The sequence below is a fragment of the Mycoplana sp. 10N416 genome (genome assembly GCF_056394765.1).
The window spans coordinates 50824-74316 of the sequence record NZ_JBFTIM010000012.1 but is presented as its reverse complement, the minus strand read 5'-3'; the positions used below and the strand labels follow the sequence as shown (position 1 = coordinate 74316).

The window sequence follows — 23493 nt, the reverse complement described above, 5'->3', positions numbered from 1 at the left end:
ATGTTAGTCGGCCTTTGGCGAGGAGGTCGCAATGAACCACCACGTAAAGAAGCTCATGTATACCGCCCGCGTTGACGAGCCCGATCCGAGCTTCGGCAATATGCTGCTCGACCGGTTTGGCGGGGCGAACGGCGAACTGGCGGCTGCGATGCAGTATTCAGGGGCTTAATTGCGAACACCCGGCTCGCAAGGATCTGCTGATGGATGTTGGCACCGAGGAACTGAGCCACCTGGAAGTTGTCGGCACCCTGGCGCGCATGCATCTCAAGCGGTTAAAGAGCATCAGAGACGAAGCCGAAGCCGATCGCCTTGCGGACCTGGCACACCTCGCCCCGCAAGGCAGCGTACCCAACTGCACTTGCCGCGGTTGGTTCCAAAGCCAGAGCCGCCCGCTGCTCCCTAAATCGGAAATCCTGCCAGCGATATTTTTTGTGGCAAGGGAACATTCGTGCGGACGATACAGTTGGTGAACTTCATGGCGGATCGCACGGCGGCCGGGCTCTCTAGGCAAGAAAAGACCTCAGTGAGTCCGGCCTTGTTACGGAGAACTTCTATGGCAACTTCCGCAAGGGAAAACCTCATCGCCTGGCTCAGAGACGCTCACGCGATGGAGGAACAGGCTGAAACGATGCTCGCCGCGCAATATAGTCGGCTGGAAAACTATCCTGAACTCAAGGCTCGTGTCGGTGAGCACCTGGAGGAGACAAAACAGCATGCGGCGCTGTTGACGACCTGCTTGGATCGGCTCGACGAAAGCACTTCATCTATGAAGGTGGCGACAGGAAAGTTGACCGCCATGGCGCAAGGCATCGCTGGCGTTTTTGCCGGCGACGAAGTGGTTAAAGGATCTCTGGCCAGTTACACGTTTGAGCACATGGAGATCGCCAGCTATCGCATCCTGATAGCGGCGGCTGAATCGCTGAGCGACGAGGAGACTGCGGCAGTCTGTCGCCGCATCCTCGAAGAGGAAGTCGCCATGGCGGACTGGCTGGAAGACAACTTAGGGGCGGTCACGCTGCAATTTCTCTCTCGCGGCGAAAGCGATCTGCAAGCGAAACGATGATTGCTGCGGTTCGCGGATGCGTTGATCGTACGGGCACCTCAATTCCAAAGGCGAGCCACGAACCGAGCCCCAAAAAACTGAGAGCGTAACGTGCACGTCGTGATTGTTGGTGGCGGCTTCGCTGGCCTGGCATGTGCGAAAGAGCTTGGCGGCGCGACGATCGACGTAACCGTGGTCGACCGCCGGAACCATAACCTCTTTCAACCGCTGCTCTACCAGGTCGCCACGGCAGCGTTGTCGCCCGCGGACATTGCCGAGCCGATCCGCCGCACCCTTGGACGATACCAAAACATCCGCGTGGAGCTTGGCGAGGTCACAGGAATTGACGTCGACGCCAAGCGTTTGCGGATCCAAGGTCGAGGGGAGATCAGCTACGACTATCTCGTTCTGGCCACGGGCTCTGAGTACAATTATTTCGGCAACGAGCGATGGCGCACGCTGGCCCCTGGCCTAAAAACCCTGCGCGAAGCGCGTTTCATTCGGCAAAAGCTGCTGTTAGCATTCGAGCGAGCGGAGCTGTCGCTGGATATTGCGGAGAGGCAACGCTTCATGACCACCATCATCGTTGGCGGCGGCCCCACCGGCGTGGAAATGGCGGGCGCAGTGTCGGAACTGGGGCGGTTCATGATCACACGCGACTTCCATCACTTGACGCATGCGGATTTGAGGGTTGTCCTCGTCGAGGCCGACCAGCGCATTCTATCCGCGTTTCCGGAAAGGCTCGCCCGGTATGCTGCGCGCTATCTCCAGGACGTAGGGGTCGAAGTACTGACAGAGGCTCGAGTGACCGATATTGGCCCCGACCATGCCATAGTGTCAGGAGCATGCGTCGAATGCGGATGCATCGTTTGGGGTGCCGGCGTTAAAGCGTCCAACGCTTCGAAATGGCTCAATGTGGACGGAGAGGACAAGCTTGGCCGCGTACCGGTCACACCGGAACTGCGTGCACTCTGTTGTCAGGACATCTTCGCGATCGGGGACACGGCGCTGGCGTTCAGCAAGTCCGGCAAACCTCTTCCCGCCTTGGCGCAGGTAGCCAAGCAGCAGGGGGCGCATCTGGGCAAAGAACTAAGAAAATTGGTAGAGCACGGTACACCATTAACCCCCTTTACGTTCCATGATCGTGGCAACACCGCCGTGATCGGCCGCCATGCTGCGATCTTCGATTTCGGCCGTTGGCAGATCAAGGGTCGTCTCGCATGGTTCCTGTGGGCGATCGTCCATGTCTATCTGCTCATCAATTTCGAAAAGCGGGTCCTGGTCTCAATACAGTGGGTTTTTCGTTACATCACCGGCCAGCGAGGTGCACGCATCATCGACGAAACGGAGTCTGCAGCGGAATGAAGGGCGAAGCCGGCATTCGCACGCCAGCCCTTGAACGAGTTTTGTGGATGCACGGCTCCACAGTCAAATTGAAAACACCGCTTGTGCGCTCAGACCCTGATCCATTGCACAGGCTGCTGGTTTCCGACCGTGAGGAGATAGGCGAAGGGTGCTTGAATATCGCGAGCAGCGTAGGAGGGGAGGTGGAAACCTCCGCCGAAGCATTCGAGACGTTCAAGCGCCGGCTGCATACCCAGAAAGATCGAGGCCGCGCAAGCTTGGGCATTGGAGCCTTTGGGCAAGAGAGGGAAGGGGAGATGAGCGGCGGGACAGGACGCTCAACTGACGTTCAAGGCGACGTTCAGCTTATTGCCGGGCCGTCAATCTTTTTGTGGGCGTCCTCAGTGGCGCACAGAGGAAGGGCCTCCATGAGGTCCAGCTATTTCCCATGAAGGCCCCTGTGCGCAACCTGCCTGTCTAGCAAAAGAACCCGCTGCGCTGACAAGCAACCGCTTAAACACGGTCGCGCTAGAAATGTTCCGGACCATTATAGATTTTTTGAAGCGGAACGAAGGAAGGGGACATGCCTCCGTTCCTGAGGTGCGGCCGGGGCTCCACGAGGCGGGGTTGATGGTGCGACCCGAGCAACGGTCGCTCCTCAAGCGTTGTGGGGGTCGAAACCACGGTCCGTTCGTTTAACAAAACCGTATTCCAATTCCTCATGGCTTTTAGATCCGGCTACCCCGCCAAGCCAAGCGGCGATGGCTCCGATTGCGAGCGAGATAAATGCAAAAATGGAAGCAGTACCAGCCGCATTGGCGGTCACCTCAGCTGTTTTGACCGCTTTTTGCTTCATTTGCTCAAGGGCCGCTCGATATTCATCTTCGTATCGCTGCACCTGTTGACGAGCCTGTTCAACTGGAATGTTCTGGGCGCGCGCTATGGCTGCGGCTGCCCGCTCCCGCGCATCCTGAGCCGCTGCTTCGTCTCCAGTTACGCTCGCTCGTACAGCGGCGACGGCTGCGGAGCGAAGCGCTTCGGGATCGGTTCCACCGCTCGCTTCACGTATCTGCCGTTCAATGGCTGCAAATGGATCTGCTGTACTTGCCAGTGCAGGAGCTGCGGCAGTGGCAACGGCCGTGGCAGTCTGCCCTGTGCCGCTGATCATGCTCGAAACTCCACTGAACGCTCCGCCGATTAGAATGCCCGCGGATGTGGTCAAAAGGTATACCACGAACAACGTCGTCACGGCCCAAGATACGATCCCATGGAAACCTCCGGTCATCGAACCGGGACGGCCGGACATACGGCTTGCGGCGTATCCTCCGCAAAGAGAAGCGAGCAATCCAGCGACGACGAACCAGACACCGCCCACTATCGAAACCGTGCTGACGTCCGGATTGTCGGAAGATGCAGGATCCAGCACAGAAAGGCCAATCCCTACGCCGAGCAAGTTAAGAAGGAGCTGTAACGAAAGCGCGACTGCCACACCTGCAAGGACAGCGCCCCATGAGACTTGGCTGATGCCAGAGGAAACGGCAGGGACATAGACCTCGCGTTCTGTAGTAAGGTGCAACGTGTCTGTCATAGGGAGGCCCTCCTTCGACCGTTTCGGTGACTGAGCGCAACAACAAGACCAGCGGGTGATTGTTCCGTAGACGATCAAATAGCCGGAGAGGGGGGTGCAACCGAAGAACATCGACACATCGCTCGCCGAGCTCATCATGCTCGCAGAGGAGGAGCGAAAGAGAGTACGCGGTCGGCCATGCTGGTCTATCTGCTTTCGCTGGCGATGGTGAAGCTGACGACCTTAGGCGAGCTTCCCAGGAAGGTGCCACTGAGCAATGGCCTGGTGCTGGCAGTGAGGAAGCCCGCCGCACGGCGAATTTTGCCTTGGGAGGAAGCGCGTACCCTTTACATGTCGCGCCTGAAGGTACGGTGCGCCCATTGGGTAAAGAACATCTTAAGACGGGCACTGACATGAAGTTGCCGCCCAGCCGATCAGCGCCCAAAATACCCTTCCGAACACCACGATAAGGGCGACGATCACTGCGAGAAGGCGGCCAAGCCCTTCGTTGGTGTTCGTGTTTGCCGCGACAATTAGCGTGGTCGTTTTCCAAGACATCTCTCCACTTCAGATTCCGGCTCAATCTTCCGCATCCAGCGCCCAAGCTGGAGAGCGGGTTCGATCCCCGCCACCCGCTCCGCCTAACAGTGCGTTGAGCTCCGTTTACAGCCTGCTGAAATATGACTCGGTTTTGGGATGCAGGGTCCGTTTTGCGCCACGAGCAGACATAGCTATGGAAAAGAAAGTAGCTGGTTCCGATACCCGATTGTGTAGGGAGAGCGGTCAAAAGATCAATCGACGCGCATCTGATGTAGCACCTGCAGCAGTCGCTGTTCGGTTGTTGGTTTGCCGACATTGGGTGCCCCCACGAGGACATCGCCGCCGACCAACTCCGGACGATCATAGGCACTGGCCAAGACGAACGGTACGCCTAGAGTGCGTAACGCAACCGCGACCGGCGTTACAGAACCGTCTTTGAGGTTCACGTCCAAAATTGCAACGGTCGGTATTTCGGCGTTCAATAGTTTAAGCGCGCTCTCGGCTGTCGCCGCAGGGCCAAGCACATTCCAGCCGTGGACTTCAAGCATCGACTTGAGGTCCATCGCGATCAGGAAATCGTCCTCTACAATAAGTACGATCTTGGGCATATGACCGGTCTCTTCATGAGACCGGTCACAACGGAGCAACGATCTCAACGGTTAAACCCGTCGGCGCATACTCGAGTTCCACCTGTCCGCCAAGTTCGTGGGTAGCAGCGAACTTAATGAGCTTCGTGCCGAACCCGGTGACGGTCGGCGAGGCAACCGGAGGGCCGCCGCTCTCTTGCCAGACCAGACGCAGACTTGGATCACTGGCTTCCTCGACGTCCCAGCGGATGCGAATCTGACCCCTTGGAGTGGAGAGCGCACCATATTTAACCGCGTTGGTCGCGAGTTCGTGCAGGATCAGGCTCAGAGACATGATTTGCCCCGAGGTCACCTTCACAACCGGCCCCGCCGCGATCTGAACTGCGGACCCCCTCTCGGAGTATGGCTCGAGCGTTTGCTCGACGACCTCCCGAAGGTCGATTTCGCCGCTGTCGGAGAAGGCCGCATCATGTGCCTCCATCAGCGCATTGAACCGGCCGAGGAAAGCATCGCGATATTCCACCCCAGAGCGGTTGTCGGCGGTGGTCTGACGTGCCATGGCCTGAACCAGCGCGAGCAGGTTCTTCATCCGATGCCGCAACTCGCCTAGCAATATATCTTTCTCCGCTTCGCGTTGACGTCGCGCTGTGGCATCCACGATGGTTAGGAGCAAGGTTCGGGTGTTGTTGTCGGGGTGGAATAGCTGGTGAGCACTGACGAGCATCGTCCTTCGGCCGACGTTCGGAAAGGCATGCTCCACTTCGTAGTCCACAACGGCTTTGCTTTTGGGAATGACCTCTTCAAGCAAGAGGCGCAGATCAGGAATGTCCCATTGCCGATTGCCCAGATCGTACAAATGTTGCCCGATCGTTTCATCGCGTTCCACCTTGAAGGTCGCGTAGAAAGCTCGATTGGCGGACTGGATGCACAGGTTTTGATCCAGTACCAGCAACGGATCGGGAACTGTGTCGACAATGGATTGTGCCCGGACATGGCCGTTCCGCAAAAGGCGATAGAGATCATCAACATCCATCAGCGCACCCTCACGCACAACTTTACACAGAATTCTATTACTGCGGGGTTGGGTTCGCAAATTCACTTTTTCGGATGGAGGGAGCGCACCGCTCATTACATCCCCTGCGAGCATTGGCCACCCTAGCACCTGGGAGCAATGTCGTTGGCGGCGCCAGTTCGTTTGGGCCGAATTCGGCGAGTTTTACAGCTAAGCCATTGCCGGAGAAGCAAGGTGGCTAGCTTCCCAAGCTGAACGTCAACTTACTTCGCGGGCATCCTTCTCGGCTCGAAGTTTGAATTCGAACTCAATCACGGGCAGAAACCTCAGCTTTTGACGTGTAGGGGCCTCCAGGAGTACTCTATCTATGCCTGCCGGGGCGGGCTCGCTGATCGGTGATCGGGTTTGGGAGGCCGGTCGCGCTTGTTCCGACAGGCGCCCGAGTCAGCTCAATGCCTAGCCGCCCTCCAGCGCCTTGCACGAGCCTCTCCCAGCGCATCCTGGAGAGCAACATCTACTGACGGATAATGTGCTCTTCTGCTAGTGCGATATGGTGCTCGGCCATCTCCATGTCGATAATAAAGGTGCAGAACATGGTGGAGAACCGACCTTAGTATCGGACCGGCGGCTTTCCGGGATGGTGCAGACTGGCCGATTTGCGGGCTGCTCTCTCGCGAACTACGGCATAGGGATTCAGCTTCTCGGCTTGCTTGTGCGGCGTCCGCGAACATGGCGGATTGTCCGTGCTGTACCCTCCCGCTCGAGCGTAAATCCGCATCAACATCTTGGTGTCCATGGTGCTCGCGCTCCTTTGTGCGCGATAAAACCGGAACGGCAAGATGGCAGCAAAGTTCCTGGGGGCGAGCGAGGCTGGGGCAAGAGCACTTCGAATTGCCGTAACTAGTAATGCCTTCTCAACATGACCTCAGCCCGGCTGAGGACTTCTTCATACGAGACGCGGTCCACCCTGGTTGTGCCCTGCAGCCTTCCGACCCTCGGGAAGGGCTTTCCGGTTACGCAACAACAGTGGCTGTAGCATTAACTTACTTGTGGGGACCCTAACCGGCATATCAACGCCATAACTCCCACCGTTCCCGGTCCCGGTAGCTTCGCCAAGAACCGTTTTGCCGTTGACGCCTATGAGACTCTGCGAGGACAGGAGGGCAACTCCCCGATCAAATGCAGAACAATGAACGGATCGTGGTGGCCCGAACGGTAGAGGCGAACGACCTGCCTGGCCAAAGCCCGCGCTTCCTGGCTAGTAGGCGGGAGTTCGGGGTTCTGGTTGGCCAGGTGGAATATCCCTCGCATCACGCTGATATCCTCGGCAGAAAAAGCTCCCACGTGGCTCCAGGCGTCGTCCTTGACGGCAAACCTGTGTTTGGCAGCTGCAGTAGCGCATTGGGCAAGCAAGTGCCGTAAGACCAATCCATGCTGATAGAGTTTCGTAGTATAGAAGGTGAGCCAGCGTACATTGTTTTGATTGGAAACAAACCACGGCTCGGCAGAGATCGATTGCACGGTGCTACGGATTGCTTGTTCTCTGTCGTTTCGCTGCGTGACAGTAGCGGGGAGTGTCCTAATGCTCATCTGCGCCCTCATAGATCCTGGATTGCCGGAGGAGATAATCATTTCCTGCGTATGGGAAGCTCGGAAGCTTCCGCAGCGCGAATAAAGGCTTCTCTCGCTTCAATTCGGGGCGTAACGCGGGCAAACACAGCATCGCAAATACGCTTTGCCTCTGCATAGGCGCTGCCACGTGAGCCAGGCCAGCTATCGAGCCATTCGGCGGCGTCACGTGTGCTCCGAATTCGTCGGAATTGGCCTGGCCCTCCCAGCTCAACTTCTACAAACTTAGTCCAGTAGTACGGGTCCATGCTCCACTCCTGTTGCTGCAGCGCGATCGGTCGCGCTCCTCCGCTACAGTCATGCCGGAGCGTCAAAGTCGCCTGGTGAAAATGCTAGCCTGCGGGGCAGAATCTCGATCTCTCGGGCTTCCGCTACTGTTCAGACCGTAGCTTCCAGGGAGCCATGCGCGTTCTGAGGGCTTATACTTCTCACGTTTTGAGGCCGATCCCTCAATTAGTCTGCCAGCGTACACGCTCCCTCATCAACTGGGTTCGTGCACGATTGTCGCCAGCAATACCTCCAGCCGCCTGGCGGCTCGCGTTTTCCTGTTCGCAAGCACTTCGCTCCTGCGTCTGCGGAACATAGTGCCTTCGCTGCGGTTGGGGCATGTTGCGACTAATCAGCTTTCGACCGAACCTGAACGTCACCGCGGATGATCCGCGAAAGCCCTAGTCCCGATAGAAAGGGGCCGCGGAGATGCCAAATCAGGACTTCCTGCGGAGTAAACTACTTGCTCTGCTTCCGACCGCCGACTTCGAGCAGATCGCGCCAGATTTGAGGCAAATTGAACTACGTCGCGGGGCGACACTTGCGACAGCTGGCGAGCGGATGAAACATGTCTATTTTTTAACGTCGGGCATTGGTGCTGTCGTCGTCAGCACTCCCGAAGGACACAAAGCTGAAGCGGGCTTGTTTGGCTGGGACGGCTATGTTCCGACTTCTGCTGTGACTGGAGTGGAGATCAGTCCGCACGATGTGAACGTTCAGGTGGCGGGCGATGCCGCGGTAATGAAATACGACGCCTTTTGCGGCTGGATGAAGCGAAACAGAAGCTTTTCAAGAGTTATGGTCCGTTCCATCGAGTGCTTCTCTGTGCAATTGGCCCATACCGCTGTCTCGAACGCTGTCCATGACGTCAACGAGAGATTGGCTCGGTGGCTGCTGATGTGCCACGATCGCATGCCGACAAATGAAATTGCTTTAACCCATGAGTTCATTTCGATTATGCTCGCAGTTCGGCGGCCGAGCGTCACAACCTCTCTCCACGTGCTGGAGGGGAACGGCTTTATCAGCGCTGAGCGCGGGTTTATTACGATCCGGAATCGAGCGGCTCTAGAGGAGTTCGCCCATGATGCCTATGGAAAGCCAGAGCAGGAGTACCACCGCCTGATGCTGAACCTCTTCTGAAGGAATCAGTGCCTGGCAGCTGGTCGCATTCGGTGGAAGATGCGTTATTTTTTCAATATTCGACAGACGGACGGTGTCATACTCGATGAGGAAGGCGGAGAGTTTGCCGATCTCTACGAAGCTCACACGAGCGCACTCGCCGCCGTACGCGAGTTGGCGGCAGCCAAAATAAAGTCTGGCCAAGCCATTCCTGACCAGCACATGGAGGTTCGAGACGAAGACAACGCGTCGCGGGTGAAGCTCTCTTTTCATGAGGTGGTGCAGGCACTGCTTAAACGTTGAGGGTTCGAACTGGTGTGAATCTCGCCCGCTGCAAAGCCATCCGTCTCGGACCCTAGAACGATATTGATCCTGCGTCGGAGATGCCATGAAGAAATTGCTCGAGATTTCGCTTGGAATCGTGACCAGCGTCGGTGGTTTTTTGGAGACAGGGTCGATTGCGACCTCCGCCCAGGCCGGGGCGGCCTACGGCTTCGCACTCATCTGGGCCGTTGTCCTCGGAACGGGATGTCTGATCGTTCTCGTGGAGATGTCCGGACGGTTCGCCATCGCTAGTCACTATACGATCGCTGATGGCATCCGGGACCGCTTCGGCTCCAATCTTTTTATCCTCATCTTCGTTGTGATTTCCATCGTGAATCTGATGGTGCTCGCCGCCGAAATCGGCGGTGTGGCGCTCGGCCTTCAGTTTCTGACCGGGTGGAGCTTTCAATGGTGGGCGTTGCCTGTCGCCTTCGCCGTCTGGCTGCTTTTGTGGCGCGGCACATTCGGAACGATCGAAAAGGGAGTATCGGCGCTCGGGCTAATCTCACTCTCGTTCGTCATCGCCATGTGCGTCATGGGGCCGCCGTGGCGCGAAGTGGCCAGGGGCGCACTACCGTCTCTACCCGACAAGAACGGAGCGCATTACGCCTTCATCACAGTCAGCATCCTCGGAGCGACGATCTCCAACTATCTGTTCTTCTTCTATTCGTCCGGGGCCATCGAAGAAAAGTGGGACAAATCGTATTTTGGAATCAACAGGATCACCGCGACGCTCGGCATGGCGTTTGGGGGCGCGCTCTCCGTCGCCATCATCGTCCTGGCTGCCATGGTCTACCCGCCCCGCGGCATCGAGGACATCGAAAGCTACGAACAGATCGCGATGATCCTGACCCCGGCCCTCGGCACCTGGGGCATCTACATCTTTTCCCTCTCGCTTCTGATCACCTGTTTTGGCGCGGCCCTGGAGCTGAGCCTCGCCCAAGCCTATATCACCGCCCAGGGGTTTGGCTGGAACTGGTCCGAGGACGCAAAACCGAAAACCGATCCCGCCTTCAGCCTCGTCTACACGGTCGCCATCGTTATCGCCGTCATCCCCATTGCCGCCGGTCTCGATCCCCTGCGGGTCACCATCTTTTCCATGGCGGTCACCGCCATAAGCCTTCCTCTCGGCGTCATACCGTTTCTGTTCCTGATGAACGATAGGGCGTTCGTTGGCGACCATACCAATGGCTGGATAGGCAACGCAGTCGTCCTGTTCATCATTGGCCTGGCCTTCGTTCTCGCGATCGTCACCGTACCGCTGCAAGTTTGGGGAGGCTGACGTGCACCTGGTGCGAGACGTTCTCGACAAGCAGCTCGTCGACAAGGCAAGGGTTCGCGTCGGAAGGGTCGACGGCATCGTTCTGCGCCTCGACGAGTTCGGGCGGCCGAAGGTTGAAGCGGTCGAGCTCGGCACCTCGACGGTGGCCAGGCGGCTACTGATCGGCGTCGGCCTTCGCACACTCGCCCGCGGGCGGGGCGGCGGATATCGGCTCGCCTGGTCTCACGTCGCCGACGTCGGCGTCGACATAACCGTCGATGTCGAGCGCTGGGAACTGCCGTTGGAGCGTTGGCAGCAATGGCTTCGTCGACGCGTTCTGCGCTGGATTCCGGGCGGGCTGTCATGAGCGAGCTGTTTCTCCAGGATTTGCTGGGCGCACGGGTGTTAGGGCCGGACAATGCAGTGGTTGGACGCATCGAGGAAGTCGTCGCGGAGGCGCAGGGCGGCGAACTCCTCATCGTCGAATATCACGTCGGGAGCTTTGCGCTTCTTGAGAGCCTGGCTTCGTCTTCACTCGCTCGCGCCGTCCTCGGAGCTGTCGGCCTGCGCTCAGGTGAGGGACTGGCTGTTCCCTGGGAGCAACTCGATCTTTCTAACGCAGATTCACCGAAATTGCTTTGTGACCCGCGGCGACTGGAGCCGCCTCGTCGCTCGTCTACAATCGGCTAGAATGGTCTTGATGATTAGTCCCAGCAGTTTTGTCCCGGGCGACAAAAGCCTCGTAGGATCTAAGGTGGTCTGATTCGACCTCAGCGACCTGGCAAAACCTGCGATGTCCGCTTGCGGCGCTCAGCGGACTGTCAACATTCAGGAAATCGCAAAGGCGACCTGAATGCCGGCCTTGGCGGCGTGTTTCGGTCGTGGCTACTTCAGCGAACCGGTGGGGACCGACCAAAACGGGCATCCTCCCCCGCGCGCCGCCAAGCAGATCGTTGCCCGAGCCGTTGTACCGCTTCCACCGAGCAGAACGTCGAGGGCGGCCTGGCCCCAGATCGCGTCGTTGCTTCCCCCGCCATAATACCGTCGTGACCCTTGCCACCGTCGAGCCGGTCGTTGCCACAGCGCAGCGCGCTGGCCGGTTTTGTTTTTTTAAGTCCGCACCGGTCGAGCGCGCCCAGCCGTTCATCCGAGGTTCAGGCCTGGTAGTTCAAGATGCAAGCCTAAGAGGATGCGTCGATGATGAAGCAGCTATTGTCCTCACTTGCAGCCGGAGTGCTGGCTGCATCTTTCGCCCTACCGCTAAACGCCGCGCCAACCTTCGTGCCGAAAGCAGAGCAAGTGCGGACCGGCGATGTCGAGCAGGTCAGACACCGAAGCCATCGTCATTGGTATGGTGATCGTTACTGGAACCACCGCTACGCCGGTCCCTGCGGTTACTACCGCAGGTGTTACAATCGCTATCCCGGGTATTACCGCTATCCGGGCTATTACGGCTATCGCTATCCCGGCTATTACGGCTATCGTGATCCCTATTATCGCCGGTCAGGCGTGACAATCTATTTTGAGTTCTAGCCGGCACACTCGGCACACGCCCCGCTGAGTGACCCTGGCCGCACCGAGACGTTCGAGACCGTCATGAATGGCGAGACGACGATCGAGCGGCCCGTTCCTGGAGAGGTCATCTGGCGAGACGACGTCGGCGTCACATGCCGGCGCTGGAACTGGAGGCAGGGAACGCGCACCCGATTGGAGGCTGCCGCCGCGCATGTGGTCCTGTTAAAGAGCCTTGAGACAATGCCTGACGACGCACTTGGAGAGCGTCGGATATGCTGGTGGAAGGGCTCAAGATGCTGATGCCTGGTTGCTCGGTGTCAGCTTAAAGGATTGCCGTCTAATGGACGAGTTTGTGCGTTTTCCGATACAACGACGCAGCGGCAGCACGTCGTCATATCGCAGCCCTCATGTGCTTTGCCTATTGTCTCCATCATGGTCCAGGCTTAATCACGAACAAAGGTAGAACGGGATTGAGGACGGTGACATGAAGGCATCCGAAACTCCATGCCGCCCCTTTGACGCCGGACGGTGCGAGCAGCAACAGGCTTGATGAGTTGACGAGACGAGCAGGCAGCGCTGATCTGCCATTGCATGGCGGCAGGGTCCCAAGGTGGCTTGGGGACCGAATGACCCGCTTAGGCGCGGTCATCACCCAGGCGATCGTCCATCATTACGGGCGCGACGAATATCTGCGCAGGCTGGCCAATCCGTTCTGGTTTCAATCCTTCGGTGCGGTGATGGGGATGGACTGGCATTCGTCCGGTATCACCACCAGCGTCATCGGCGCGCTGAAGCGAGGTTTATCGCCGCTTTCCGGGGAACTGGGAATTCATGTCTGTGGTGGCCGCGGTGCTCAATCGCGAAAGACGCCGCAAGAGCTCATATCGATCGGCGACCGCGTAGGCCTTGACGGAGTTCAGCTTTCCACCACCAGTCGGCTCGTCGCTAAGGTGGATAGTGCGGCGGTCCAGGACGGATTCGATCTCTACTTGCACGGATTCGTTGTCGCGAATGACGGCAAATGGGTTGTCGTCCAACAAGGAATGAATGGCGAGAAGCGCCAGGCGCGGCGATATCATTGGCTGTCCGAAGGACTGACCAGTTTCCTGGATTCACCGCATGCTGCCATCGAGGGCAAAAGCCAGGGACAGATTGTCAATTTGGCTGACGCACGCGCCAACCTGTCCCGCAAAGGACAACTCGACTTGCTCGCGTCGCTGGGACCGGACAGAATCGTTCGCGAACTTGCGTTGTTGGAGAGAGAACCGCCCAACACTGCAGAGGGGCAAGAGCAGTTCGAACTGCCGCATCTAGTAATGCCTTCTCACCATGACGTCCGCCCGGCTGACGTTAACATGCGTCGTCTTCATGGCAATCTGGCCGCCGCCGCCGATCGGGGTCCGGTGGATTTCGAGAATCTTCTGCTAACGCCAGGTGTCGGAGCAAGAACCGTGCAGGCACTGGCGATGGTGGCGGAAGTCGTCCATGGCGCTCCCTATCGTTTCTCCGACCCTGCCCGATTTTCGCTCGCGCATGGGGGGAAAGATCGCCATCCATTTCCTGTCCCGCTGAAAGTCTACGACGAGACGATCGGCGTCATGAAATCTGCCGTACAGAAGGCCAGGCTGGGGCTGGGCGAGGAACTGCAAGCGTTGAAGCGGCTGGACGACCAGAGTCGGCGGCTCGAGCGGTACGTGACGGGCCCCGACCTAAAGGAAATCGTGGCCGGAGAATTCCAACGATCCAGTCAGTTCGGTGGCCGAAGCGTGTTCGGCTGGGAACCAGATTCTGCGTCAGAAGACCAAATCCAAAATGGATATCAACGCTGATGCATGCGGACTTCTTCCTACGAGACGCGGTCGCGGTTGCTGCCGATCTTCTTGGTGCCCACCTGCTGGTCGACGGTGTCGGTGGCATGATCGTCGAAACCGAAGCCTATCGACAGGACGACGAGGCATCTCACAGCTATCGGGGGCAAACGCGTGCCAACGCACCTATGTTTGGTGAGCCAGCCCGAGCCTACGTTTATCGGTCTTATGGACTGCACTGGTGCCTGAATTTTGTCTGCGAGACGGGTAGCGCGGTCCTGGTTCGTGCGCTCGAGCCAACGCATGGGGTCGATGCGATGATGGCGCGACGCGGGACGGATGACCCATACAAGCTATGCGCGGGGCCTGGAAATGTTTGCAAAGCGCTCAGCGTGACTGGCGAAATGAATGGACTTCCAATTCACGAACCACCCTTTTTGCTGGCGCTTCCCATAATTCCACCCCCGGTGGCAAGGGGCACTCGGATTGGGATCACAAAAGCGGTTGAGCGACCTTGGCGATTTGCGGTGCAAGGCTCGCGCTACCTAAGCAAGCACATTTGACGTCCCAGGGTCGGCTCTCTTTCGCTACTTCTCGCGTTCAATCGGATCGAGATCGCTTCTCCTTCGAGGAGCGATCCGAACCGTCCCGTCTTAGGCCACTTTAATAAAGGCAGTCTCAAGCTGCGAGAACGCCCTGGCAAGGCGACCGAGGTGGGTTTCAGGACGAGCGCGGCACCTCTTCCCGCGCACTAGGACGGTAGGTCGGGGCGGCCCGGCTTTTTTGTTGTCTAGATCTTTCCGGTTCCGGAACAGCGGTCGCGCATGTGCGTTTTCGCTAAAATTCTGGAGCTTGAAGGAAAGCGCGACATGCCTCTGAAGTTGGATTGGCCGAAGGGTGGTGCGATCGACCTGAAGGGGGCCGGCGGCTTTGCAGTAGTCCGCAGCACGCACGAAGCGGCCGTCTATCTAACCAATTGCTGGCCGATCGTGAAAGGGCCTGCCTTCAATCGGGCATTGGATTTAGTCGGCAGAAACTTCGATGAGGAGATAGACGACGAAACCGTGCGCGTGGCGTTTGTGGCCGCAGCCGAGGAGGCGGAAGTTTCGGTTCAACTTCATTGAAGCAAGGAGCGGCTTGCAGACGCCCTTAACTGGAGGCACGGCGATGACGGCTGACACGTTATACGCGGACCAAAAGCCCAAGGAGATTAACAGCACCGCGTGGGCAATTATCACAGCCGAGACCGCTGCACGAAAGGAGAAGACGCAAAAACTCCGCGCCCTCCGTTTGGCGCACCCCGTGCCTGGATCACCGAAAAAGAAGCCGGGAAAATGAGCGGGCGGGGGTTAATGATGCTGAAGAGGCCGCAGCTGCGCGCTTATTTGATTTCAGCCCAGGCGCCCGAAGTTCTGGAAATTCTAGCGGATTATGGGTCGGCCGTCGCCTCCCTCAATGCCTACCGGGTCGATCCCAGTAAATCGCACCTCGCGCAGGAATACGCTACACTCTGCCTGGAGCTTGAAGAGGAGATCCAGAAGCGGCTCCTTGAGCCCTGAACCCTTGGCCGCTTCAGCCTTCGCCAATCGGCATGCCGTTCGGCTTTCTTGGATTTCCAGGGGTCGGCTCTGGCCTGTCCTTCAGCGCTTCGGAGATGTCGATCGGCTCGACGTCCTGACCCGATTCCATCTGTTGCGCCCTATCGGCGAGCGCACTGCTGAGATTGCGGAGTTCCTTTTCCTCCAACCGCTCGACACCGACGAAACAGTTTTCCGCAGCTTTGCTGGTCAGGATCAGCTCGTCCAACTTTGCCTGCACGGCCTTGCCATCGCGATTCTGTGTATTCTGCAGCACGAAAGGCGTCAAGCGGATCCCTGCGGTGATCGCGGCATCGCGCCAGATGTCTAACCAATCGATGTGGGCACCCCTCGTCATCTGGGCATTGTACCCCAAGAAGACTCAGCCCTGTTAGTGGGGCGCCCATCAACCGACGGAGGCACGTTGCCCGTGCCACCGTCGCATCCGTGCCTCGGAGAACGGCATCACGACGGGCTCGGGCCGCGTCGGGAATGATCGGTCGCGCGGCCACCGGGTCAGGGCGGCGTAGGAACCACGAGCGGCGCAGGCGGGATGTCCCAAAGCGGGGTCGGTGCGACCAGTGCGACCATGCAGATGCCAACCCGTTGGTCGGGCCACATCGGAACGGCTTTTTCTGAGATGAAAACGGCGCCACTGCACGTTCCGCGCGTGACATAAAGAAGAACTGGAAATCCCTGAACCAGCAGGAGCAGGAGCAGGAGCAGGCGCAGGCCAGATCCGACTGCCAGAAGGCTGCTTCGACCGGCCCCGGCAGTACGACTACCGGCACCACGGGTAGTCTGACGAGCAAGTTAATGCGGCGGGTCTGCGGCGTTATCCATCGCATATAAGAAGATGCGGACAGGGTTGGGCCTTTCTTGCGCAACCCCTTGGTCGGCGTTGTTGCGCTCGCCGGCGGATCAGCCCACCCACGTTCATACTGCCCGTGGCGACAATCCGGATCTTAAAGCATGGGCGTCAAATACGCTTCCGGCCCTGCAGCATCATCTGGAAATGGCCAAGCAGCTAGGCCAGTAGATTGACGCGGGCGAGTTCCTGCCGCCGCTCGGCGCAGACTACGCGAGCGGCCGATGGTTGCCGTGAGCGGGGGGAACCGTCTCTGTCCGAGCAGCGAAGGGCGTGATCCGATCGGAACAAACCATTTCATCGGCTGTTTACCATTTCATGATGCCGGTATCGGAGGTCTATTATGAGTGATCCATTCCAAGGCGGTTCGAGCGTTCCAACCGGAGGGCTCCCGACGAGCCCAGCCGAAAGCGAGTCGCGCGTTGAACCGCGCCAGCAACAGCCGTCGCAGAGCGGCGCGGGTGATCTTGCTCGGTCCCTGAAGGACGACCTGGAAGACCTCGGGCAAGTCGCAAAAGAGCAGACGCAGCAGGTCAAGGAGGCAGCAAGCAAGATCGCCGCCGACGAAAGGAGTTTTGCCGCGACAAAGGTCAGCGGAATTGCAACGGCGATATCGAAGATCGGCGACGAAATGGAGAAGAGCGATCAACCGGAGGTCGGGCGCTATGCAAAGCGGATCGGCAGTTCCCTTCAGAACTTCGCTGGCGAGATCAAGGATCGCGATCTCCGCGAGGTAGCCAATATGGCTGAGGATTTCGGTCGAAGACAGCCGCTGGCTTTCTTGGGAATGGCCGCACTCGCCGGTTTCGTGACCAGCCGCTTTCTGATGGCATCGCCGCCCCGGCGGCCGGGAAAGTCCGCTCCATTCAGAGTGACGCCACCCGGCAAAATGACATCACCCGGGCAAGGGGCAGAAAATCCGGAGGGTTCTTACAATGGCTAATCACAGTGATCAACGCTCTCTTACCGAACTCGTCGGCGGTCTCGTCACCGACCTTTCGGGGCTCTTTCGCAAGGAAATCGATCTTGCGAAGGCTGAGGCCTCGGAAAAGGTGGACCGGGCGCTCGGCGGGCTGGAAGTTCTCGCGATCGGTCTCGTCTTCGCCATCGGCGCGATCGGCGTTCTCTTAAGCGCTGCGGTAACCGGCTTGGCCGCGTTCCTGGTTTCACAGGGTGTGACGGAGCCCAACGCCGATGCACTCGCCTCCGTTATCGTGGGCGTTGTCGTAGCCCTCCTCGCATGGGCCATGGTTCACCGCGGAACTGCCGCTCTGCGCACCAACAATCTCACGCTCGACCGCACCGCCACGTCGCTCCGGCGGGACGCCGACGTCATTAGGGGGAAGGGACTATGAACCACAATTCAGAACACCCAACGGCCGCTGAACTTCAATCGGAGATCAATGCCGATCGTGAGCGCATCGAAGAGAAGCTTCACGCCATACAGGAACGCATGTCCCCCGGGCAGATGGTCGATGAAATCATCGATTACGCCAGAAACAGCGGAGGCGCCGAGTATGTCAGCAATCTCGGTTCGGCGTTGAAGGCGAACCCGCTGCCGGCCGCGTTGATCGGGATCAGCCTCGCGTGGCTGATGGCGAAATCCGGATCGCCGCCCGAGACTTCGATCAGCAGGCTGGACGAAGCGGAGGAGTATCCCCTTGCGAGAGTCGTCGGCACCGTGCGCCGGACCGAACCGGTGCTCGATCAATTCGGTGAGCGCTACAGCCACTTTGCCGACGATCGAGGCAACCGTTTCCGCGCACTCACCGACAAGGCAGGTCGCCGGGCAGGCCACTTTATTGACGAAAGCGGCAGGGCCTATCGCGGATTTGTCGACGCCGCGGGCAATCAGATCCAGGAGATTCAAGACGAGGCCGGAGCGTTGCTCGATGAAGCCTCGGGGTGGATGTCGCAGTCCTGGTCCCAGATAAGCGGCTCTGCGGCAAAGGTCAAAAGCGCCATCACCGACGCGGGACGAAGTGTCGGCGAAAGTTCAACGGCAACCGGCCATGCCATCGGCGATCAGACCACCAGGCTTAATCAAGCGCTATCGGCGCAATTCCGGGAACAACCGTTGGTCGGCGGTGCACTGGCGTTCGCGGTTGGAGCCGCGATCGGTTCGGCGCTTCCCCACACCGAGCAGGAAGACGAAGTCATGGGTGAGCCCGCCGATGCGATCCGCGAGGCCGTGACGGAACGGGCAAGCAGCGCAATGGACAAGGTCGGAAAAACCGCTACAGACCTGTACGATCGCGCAACTGCGGTCGCGTCCGACGTTCACGATGCAGCCAGGGACCGGATTGCAGAGGAAGCGCGCAACTATAAAGGTGGAGATGGTGAAGCAGAGCTTCGATAGAGCAAGCGGCGGCATGGTGTCGATGCCTTCGCGCTATATTGATTGCTTAAGGCAGACCACGGTCACCAGCTAGGTAAACGATTTCCGATCGTGCCGGGCGCCATGGGGGGCCGGATTGAAATCATCTACCGCGGGCTGGACGTTCTTCTCGAAGAAAGGTTCCTGGTCGACCATGGGCAAGCAGGATTCAACCGTGCCAAGTTGTATCAGATGAGAGGTCAGTAGCAACAAAAGTCCATGGCACAGTTTTCGGGCTGTCTTCCGAATGACGAGTAGCTGTCCACTGCTGAGGCATCACTTCTGCAGGGCTTCTAGGCTAGCCCTGATACCGGCGGCAACGAGGACACCACCCATGACCGCCAGCGCCCCGACTCTGTCGGTTGCATTCCTTCCGCCACCCGCGACGGTGACACCTTCGCTGTTCGTCGTGACAGGCACGCCGTAGGGAACAAAGGTTGGCGCCTCTGGTTCGGGTCGGCGAACCAAGCACTCGATCGGAAGCCTTGATGATACGAACGGTGGGCGTCCTGACCTTTCATCGCTGCATCAACTATGGCTCCTATTGGCAGGCGCGCTGCCTCGTCGAGGGATTGCGGGCGCGAGGACTGGAGGCCACCATCCTCAACCACAGGTCCGCCCGCATCGACCGGACGGAATGGCGCTGTGCCCTGCACCCACAACGGCCAGCCTTGTCCAGTTCTCAGGACGTCGACCGCCAGGCCGCCAAGGTCCGTAAGTTCCTGCGGGCGATTTCCGACCTCCCGCTGAGCGAACCCTTCGTGCTGGATGGGACCGGCGCTCCTCAGGACCACGACCTGGTGCTCGTCGGCAGCGATGAAGTGTGGAATCTTCGTCACCCCTGGTACGGCGGCTATCGGCTGTTCTATGGCGACGGCCTTGACGGCCGGCTCGCCTCTTATGCGGCGAGCTTCGGCAACTTGAATGCCTCGGAAGGGCTCGGCAGCGACTGGTGCGGCAGGCTGCGCCGATTCGAATGCATTTCCGTGCGCGACCGCAACTCTAAACGGCTGGTCGACGAAGCGCTCGGCCGGCCGGCGACACTCGTGCTCGATCCATGCCTCCAGTTCGCGCCACATATCAAAAGCGAGGCGACACTGCCGGTCGTTGGGCCTTACCTCGCCCTGTACGGGCACGGATTCACCCGCCAGTTCGGGAGGGCGGTGCGGGATTGGGCAGACAGGCGCTCCGTGCGGGTCGTCAGCATCGGCTATCGCAACGACTGGGCCGACGGGCAATGGATCGATGCCGGTCCGGACGACTTCGCCCCCTTTATGGCGAGCGCGAAGGCGGTCGCCACCAATTTCTTCCACGGCTGCATCTTCGCGCTCGTCAATGGGCGGCCGTTCGTCTGCGAGCCGTCGAGCTACCGGTCCAACAAGGTTCTCGACCTGGCGGAGGCGATAGGCGCTGAGGACCGCGTCGTCAGCGAGGGAACGCCGTCAGGTGCATTCTCCGCGCTGCTCGATGAGCCACCGGGGTGGGATGTCGTGGAGCGGATCGCCGATCTGCGCCGCACCTCGTCGGAGTATCTCGACCGTGTCCTCCATTGAGCCGCCAGCGCTAGGGCCGCCCAGCCGGCTGGTCAGACGAGCGATCAGCCCGAGAGACATCGTCGCGTCCGGCCTCTGCATCGGCTGTGGCGCGTGCGTCGCGCATAGCTCCGCGAAGGCGCAGATGCGGCTGGATCGCAATGGCCAGTTCAAGCCGCACGGTTCGCAAGATTGGCGCTTGGCAGCGCAGGACTTCGAGCGGCTGTGCCCGTTCTCGCCGCTGGCGCCCAATGAGGACGAACTGGCGGAGGAGCGGTTTGCCGAAGCCTCGCATGTGGATCGGCGGATTGGCCGCTTTGAGGCGAGCTATGTCGGGCACGTAACCGAGGACGGCTTCCGGGCGAACGGCAGTTCCGGCGGGCTGGTCAGCTGGGTCGCGGTCGAGCTCTTGCGCAGAGGGATCGTCGACGGGATCGCCCACGCAGCGCCGGTCGACGGGCTAGCGCCGGCCGACGGATATTTCAAGTACCGGATCTCGCGCTCGGAACGGGAGATTCGAGCCGGGGCGAAGTCGCGCTACCATCCGGTCGAGCTCTCCGAAGTCATTGCCGAAATGCGGGCGCGACCCGGACGCTATGCGGTCGTCGGCATTCCCTGCATGATCAAGGCGCTTCACCTGGCCCGCCGCGTCGACCCGCTGTTGGCCGAGCGAGTGGCCCTGACGCTGGGCCTCTTCTGCGGCCATATGAAGAGCCTGCGCCTCGTCGAGAGCTTTGCCTGGCAGATGGGCGTGCGGCCGGAAACGGTTCGCGGAGTGGACTACCGGCTAAAGCGTCCCGATCAGCCGGCCAACTGGTATGTCGCGGAGCTGACGCTCGCCGACGGCGGCAGGCGGCAGCGCCACTGGTGGGACATGGCGGACGGGGACTGGGGGGCGGGGTTCTTCCAGAACCAGGCCTGCGATTTCTGCGATGACGTCGTCGCCGAGACCGCCGACATCTCATTCGGCGACGCCTGGGTGGAGCCCTATTCCTCCGACGGCCGGGGGACGAACGTCGTGATCGTGCGCACCGGTCAACTGAACGCAATGCTGCGGGCTGGGATTACCGAGGGTAGGCTCGAGCTTGCGGATGTGGACGCGGATTTCGTGGCGCGCACGCAGGCGGCAGGCCTGCGCCATCGCCGCGAGGGGTTGGCGTTTCGGTTGCAGCGCTTCCGCGGACCGGTCCGGCCGAGGAAGAGGGTTGAGGCCGGGGACAAGGGGCTCTCCGCCCGCCGGAAGTTGATCTATGCGATGCGCCAGAAAATCGGACGATGGAGCCACCGGGTGTTCTGGCTCGCGCGGCTCGTGCGGTGGCCGGGCCTCTATCTCGGCTGGGCAAGCGCGGCCCTCTCGCTCTATCACGGGCTAGCCTACGGGCGCGGTTGGCCAGGTTGGCTGCTCGATCGGCTCGGCTGGGTCGGCATGGAGGACCGCGACCCGTAACCATCAGCTGCGGCCAGAGAGCGGCGGGCGCCCGGCGCGTAGCGCGCGGTCATCCGCGCGCAGAATTCCGCGAATTCCTCCGGATGGATCGGGGCGCTTGTGTGGTGCGGTGCAAGCCCCCGGTGCTCGGGCGTGAAGCAGAAGGTGACGGTGATGTCGAAATCCTCCAGGGCGGCCATCTGCCGATCGAACCAGTCGAGTGCGCCCGGCCGAAAACTGTCGGCCCAGGAGAGGCCGGTCCTGAGATAGGTGACGCCGAGCCGCTTCATCCACGCGACGGCGTCGTCGAGCCGCGGGTCTTCGAAATGGAACCACTGCACCAGCCCGATCTCCGGCGTGTGCCGCACGAACTCCTCGAGCGCGAGCTTTGGCGAGCCGTCCTCGCGCAAGAGGCCCATATAAAAGTGCCGGTAGTACGAAGAACCTTCGGCCTCACGGTGGCGCGTGGTCGCTTCCCAGGCGCGCGGCAGGTCGTAGAGGCTGTACCATTGGATGCGCTCGGCCCTTCCCTTCAGAAGTGCAGCGGTGCGCTCGAGCCCCCACCGCTGCACCTCCTCGGCGCCGAAGCTGGAGACCCCGACCTCGCTGATCCAGATGGGCAGGCCGGTGACGCTCCTGATCTCCTCTATCCTCTGCGGCCACTCGCCGATCTGCCAGAGGTTCCAATCGAGCGGAAAGCCGTGCACCGCGACGGCATCGACATGATCCAGCACGGCGTAGTCCTTCATGCGGCCGATGAAACCGGGATCGATCGGTGAAATGCCGCCGAGCACCCGCGTCAGTGATGGATCGGCAGCGAAGATCGCGTCCCCAGCCAGGATTGCCATCTGCGCAAAGAGGCTCCAGTCCGGGTCAATCTCCGGGTCCCAATGGGACTTGTTGTTCGGCTCGTTCCAGATCATCGCTGCTTCCATCATGAGGGGGTCCCCTTGGCTGGATATACCGGCCTGCCATGCTCCGGCCGTTCGGCCATGCGGCAGATGTAGACCTCGGTTTCCGGGCGCTGGAGGATCTCGAAGCCGGAGCTGCGGAGCATCGCCTCGACGCAGGCCGCGTTCGGGATCCACCAGTTCGTCGGGTCGTCTGCATAGCGGTGCTCGATGAAGTGCAGGCGCGGAAAATCAGGCTGGCGGAAGGGATCGCTCCGCCAAAATGAATAGTTCTCCTCGACGCCCGCGGTTTCGGTGGCGCCACGCTGCATCGACTGGAACACCAGCAGGTCGCCAGCCGCATGCTCGCGGATCAGGTCGAGGGCGAGAAGCGGGTGGCGCAGATGATAGAGCACCCCCATGAACAGGACGATGTCGAAGCGCTCGCCGAGTGCCGCGATGTCGTAGACGGAGAGCCTGCGGAACTCGATGTCGGCTTCCGTCATCTCCGCCGCAAAGCGAGCCTGCGCGAGGTAGAAGTCGTCGAAGTCGATGCCGACGACACGGTCAGCGCCCCGCCGCTTCATCTCGATGGAATAGAAGCCGGCATTGCAGCCGATGTCGAGCACCGTCCGGCCGGTGAGGTCCAGAGGAAGCGCCTCGGCGAACTTGCGCCACTTGACGCGGGGATAGTCGCCGAGGAAGTGATCGGGGGCGGTCGCCACCCCGCCGAGCTCGATGTTGTGGAACCACGGCCCGAGCTCTCCAATCCGACGGCGCACTTCGTTGGTGGTCATGGTCATTGCGG

General features: G+C 60.0%; 25 protein-coding genes and 3 pseudogenes. 21 read left to right on the top strand and 7 right to left on the bottom strand.

What is annotated here, in order from left to right; all coding sequences use genetic code 11:
• Positions 1–31 precede the first annotated feature (31 nt).
• The 3 genes and pseudogenes from AC1DDS_RS21745 to AC1DDS_RS21735 all read left to right on the top strand — a co-directional run.
• A pseudogene (locus tag AC1DDS_RS21745) lies at positions 32–323 on the top strand (manganese catalase family protein); the annotation flags it as partial.
• 230 nt (positions 324–553) lie between these two features.
• The gene (locus AC1DDS_RS21740) at positions 554–1063 is read left to right on the top strand and encodes a ferritin-like domain-containing protein (protein ID WP_477480745.1); all 510 of its coding nucleotides are present in this window, start codon (positions 554–556) and stop codon (positions 1061–1063) included.
• 90 nt (positions 1064–1153) lie between these two features.
• On the top strand, positions 1154–2407 hold the full coding sequence (locus AC1DDS_RS21735) for an NAD(P)/FAD-dependent oxidoreductase (protein WP_477480744.1): 1254 nt from the start codon (positions 1154–1156) through the stop codon (positions 2405–2407).
• A 637-nt stretch (positions 2408–3044) separates the two neighbouring features.
• On the opposite strand, the gene AC1DDS_RS21730 is transcribed toward AC1DDS_RS21735, so the two are convergent.
• A complete protein-coding gene (locus AC1DDS_RS21730) occupies positions 3045–3974 on the bottom strand; it encodes a PhnA-like protein (RefSeq protein ID WP_477480743.1) in 930 nt (309 codons plus the stop codon).
• 177 nt (positions 3975–4151) lie between these two features.
• On the opposite strand from AC1DDS_RS21730, the gene AC1DDS_RS21725 reads away from it, so the two are divergent.
• A complete protein-coding gene (locus tag AC1DDS_RS21725; protein ID WP_477480742.1) occupies positions 4152–4370 on the top strand; it encodes a hypothetical protein in 219 nt (72 codons plus the stop codon).
• A 374-nt stretch (positions 4371–4744) separates the two neighbouring features.
• On the opposite strand, the gene AC1DDS_RS21720 is transcribed toward AC1DDS_RS21725, so the two are convergent.
• The 3 genes from AC1DDS_RS21720 to AC1DDS_RS21710 all read right to left on the bottom strand — a co-directional run bounded on the left by AC1DDS_RS21720 (position 4745) and on the right by AC1DDS_RS21710 (position 7969).
• Positions 4745–5101 carry a response regulator gene (locus tag AC1DDS_RS21720; RefSeq protein WP_477480741.1) on the bottom strand — a complete coding sequence of 119 codons (357 nt, stop codon included), beginning with the start codon at positions 5099–5101 and terminating at the stop codon, positions 4745–4747.
• 25 nt (positions 5102–5126) lie between these two features.
• Complete coding sequence (locus AC1DDS_RS21715; RefSeq protein WP_477480740.1) at positions 5127–6113, bottom strand: sensor histidine kinase; 987 nt, start codon at positions 6111–6113, stop codon at positions 5127–5129.
• A 1607-nt stretch (positions 6114–7720) separates the two neighbouring features.
• Positions 7721–7969 carry a DUF982 domain-containing protein gene (locus AC1DDS_RS21710; protein WP_477480739.1) on the bottom strand — a complete coding sequence of 83 codons (249 nt, stop codon included), beginning with the start codon at positions 7967–7969 and terminating at the stop codon, positions 7721–7723.
• A gap of 448 nt (positions 7970–8417) precedes the next feature.
• On the opposite strand from AC1DDS_RS21710, the gene AC1DDS_RS21705 reads away from it, so the two are divergent.
• From AC1DDS_RS21705 to AC1DDS_RS21655, 11 genes and pseudogenes are all read left to right on the top strand, one after another.
• Entirely contained in the window at positions 8418–9128 is a 711-nt protein-coding gene (locus AC1DDS_RS21705) for a Crp/Fnr family transcriptional regulator (RefSeq protein WP_477480738.1), read from the top strand.
• A 39-nt stretch (positions 9129–9167) separates the two neighbouring features.
• Positions 9168–9410, top strand: coding sequence for a DUF6894 family protein (locus AC1DDS_RS21700; protein WP_477480737.1), 243 nt, complete (start codon positions 9168–9170; stop codon positions 9408–9410).
• 85 nt (positions 9411–9495) lie between these two features.
• Entirely contained in the window at positions 9496–10713 is a 1218-nt protein-coding gene (locus AC1DDS_RS21695) for an Nramp family divalent metal transporter (RefSeq protein ID WP_477480736.1), read from the top strand.
• Position 10714: 1 nt separating this feature from the next.
• Positions 10715–11059 carry a hypothetical protein gene (locus AC1DDS_RS21690; protein ID WP_477480735.1) on the top strand — a complete coding sequence of 115 codons (345 nt, stop codon included), beginning with the start codon at positions 10715–10717 and terminating at the stop codon, positions 11057–11059.
• Complete coding sequence (locus tag AC1DDS_RS21685) at positions 11056–11382, top strand: PRC-barrel domain-containing protein (RefSeq protein ID WP_477480734.1); 327 nt, start codon at positions 11056–11058, stop codon at positions 11380–11382. Before AC1DDS_RS21690 ends, AC1DDS_RS21685 begins: the two co-directional genes overlap by 4 nt.
• A 510-nt stretch (positions 11383–11892) precedes the next feature.
• Positions 11893–12225, top strand: coding sequence for a hypothetical protein (locus tag AC1DDS_RS21680; protein ID WP_477480768.1), 333 nt, complete (start codon positions 11893–11895; stop codon positions 12223–12225).
• Between the two features lie 45 nt (positions 12226–12270).
• Positions 12271–12533: pseudogene (locus AC1DDS_RS21675) on the top strand (hypothetical protein); the annotation flags it as partial.
• Between the two features lie 228 nt (positions 12534–12761).
• Complete coding sequence (locus tag AC1DDS_RS21670; protein WP_477480733.1) at positions 12762–14036, top strand: DUF763 domain-containing protein; 1275 nt, start codon at positions 12762–12764, stop codon at positions 14034–14036.
• A complete protein-coding gene (locus AC1DDS_RS21665) occupies positions 14036–14578 on the top strand; it encodes a DNA-3-methyladenine glycosylase (protein ID WP_477480732.1) in 543 nt (180 codons plus the stop codon). Before AC1DDS_RS21670 ends, AC1DDS_RS21665 begins: the two co-directional genes overlap by 1 nt.
• 306 nt (positions 14579–14884) lie before the next feature.
• The gene (locus tag AC1DDS_RS21660) at positions 14885–15139 is read left to right on the top strand and encodes a DUF982 domain-containing protein (RefSeq protein WP_477480731.1); all 255 of its coding nucleotides are present in this window, start codon (positions 14885–14887) and stop codon (positions 15137–15139) included.
• A 99-nt stretch (positions 15140–15238) separates the two neighbouring features.
• Complete coding sequence (locus AC1DDS_RS21655) at positions 15239–15574, top strand: hypothetical protein (RefSeq protein ID WP_477480730.1); 336 nt, start codon at positions 15239–15241, stop codon at positions 15572–15574.
• Positions 15575–15587: 13 nt separating this feature from the next.
• On the opposite strand, the gene AC1DDS_RS21650 is transcribed toward AC1DDS_RS21655, so the two are convergent.
• The gene (locus tag AC1DDS_RS21650) at positions 15588–15950 is read right to left on the bottom strand and encodes a low affinity iron permease family protein (RefSeq protein ID WP_477480729.1); all 363 of its coding nucleotides are present in this window, start codon (positions 15948–15950) and stop codon (positions 15588–15590) included.
• A 591-nt stretch (positions 15951–16541) separates the two neighbouring features.
• Here AC1DDS_RS21650 and AC1DDS_RS21645 point away from each other — a divergent pair.
• From AC1DDS_RS21645 to AC1DDS_RS21620, 6 genes and pseudogenes are all read left to right on the top strand, one after another.
• Positions 16542–16631: pseudogene (locus AC1DDS_RS21645) on the top strand (DUF4142 domain-containing protein); the annotation flags it as partial.
• Positions 16632–17091: 460 nt separating this feature from the next.
• Positions 17092–17403: a hypothetical protein gene (locus AC1DDS_RS21640; protein WP_477480728.1), complete on the top strand. Its 312-nt coding sequence runs from the start codon at positions 17092–17094 to the stop codon at positions 17401–17403.
• A complete protein-coding gene (locus tag AC1DDS_RS21635; protein ID WP_477480727.1) occupies positions 17396–17815 on the top strand; it encodes a phage holin family protein in 420 nt (139 codons plus the stop codon). The genes AC1DDS_RS21640 and AC1DDS_RS21635 overlap by 8 nt, the downstream gene beginning before the upstream one ends.
• On the top strand, positions 17812–18819 hold the full coding sequence (locus AC1DDS_RS21630; RefSeq protein WP_477480726.1) for a DUF3618 domain-containing protein: 1008 nt from the start codon (positions 17812–17814) through the stop codon (positions 18817–18819). The genes AC1DDS_RS21635 and AC1DDS_RS21630 overlap by 4 nt, the downstream gene beginning before the upstream one ends.
• 506 nt (positions 18820–19325) lie before the next feature.
• Positions 19326–20390 carry a polysaccharide pyruvyl transferase family protein gene (locus AC1DDS_RS21625; RefSeq protein ID WP_477480725.1) on the top strand — a complete coding sequence of 355 codons (1065 nt, stop codon included), beginning with the start codon at positions 19326–19328 and terminating at the stop codon, positions 20388–20390.
• Positions 20377–21816 (top strand): Coenzyme F420 hydrogenase/dehydrogenase, beta subunit C-terminal domain, encoded by a 1440-nt coding sequence (locus AC1DDS_RS21620; RefSeq protein ID WP_477480724.1) that lies wholly within the window; start codon positions 20377–20379, stop codon positions 21814–21816. The genes AC1DDS_RS21625 and AC1DDS_RS21620 overlap by 14 nt, the downstream gene beginning before the upstream one ends.
• Here the strand turns inward: AC1DDS_RS21620 and AC1DDS_RS21615 are convergent.
• Together AC1DDS_RS21615 and AC1DDS_RS21610 are read right to left on the bottom strand one after the other, a co-directional pair.
• Complete coding sequence (locus AC1DDS_RS21615; RefSeq protein ID WP_477480723.1) at positions 21744–22733, bottom strand: glycoside hydrolase 5 family protein; 990 nt, start codon at positions 22731–22733, stop codon at positions 21744–21746. The two genes, AC1DDS_RS21620 and AC1DDS_RS21615, sit on opposite strands and share 73 nt — an antisense overlap.
• Entirely contained in the window at positions 22730–23488 is a 759-nt protein-coding gene (locus tag AC1DDS_RS21610; RefSeq protein ID WP_477480722.1) for a TIGR04290 family methyltransferase, read from the bottom strand. The genes AC1DDS_RS21615 and AC1DDS_RS21610 overlap by 4 nt, the downstream gene beginning before the upstream one ends.
• Between the last annotated feature and the right edge of the window lie 5 nt (positions 23489–23493).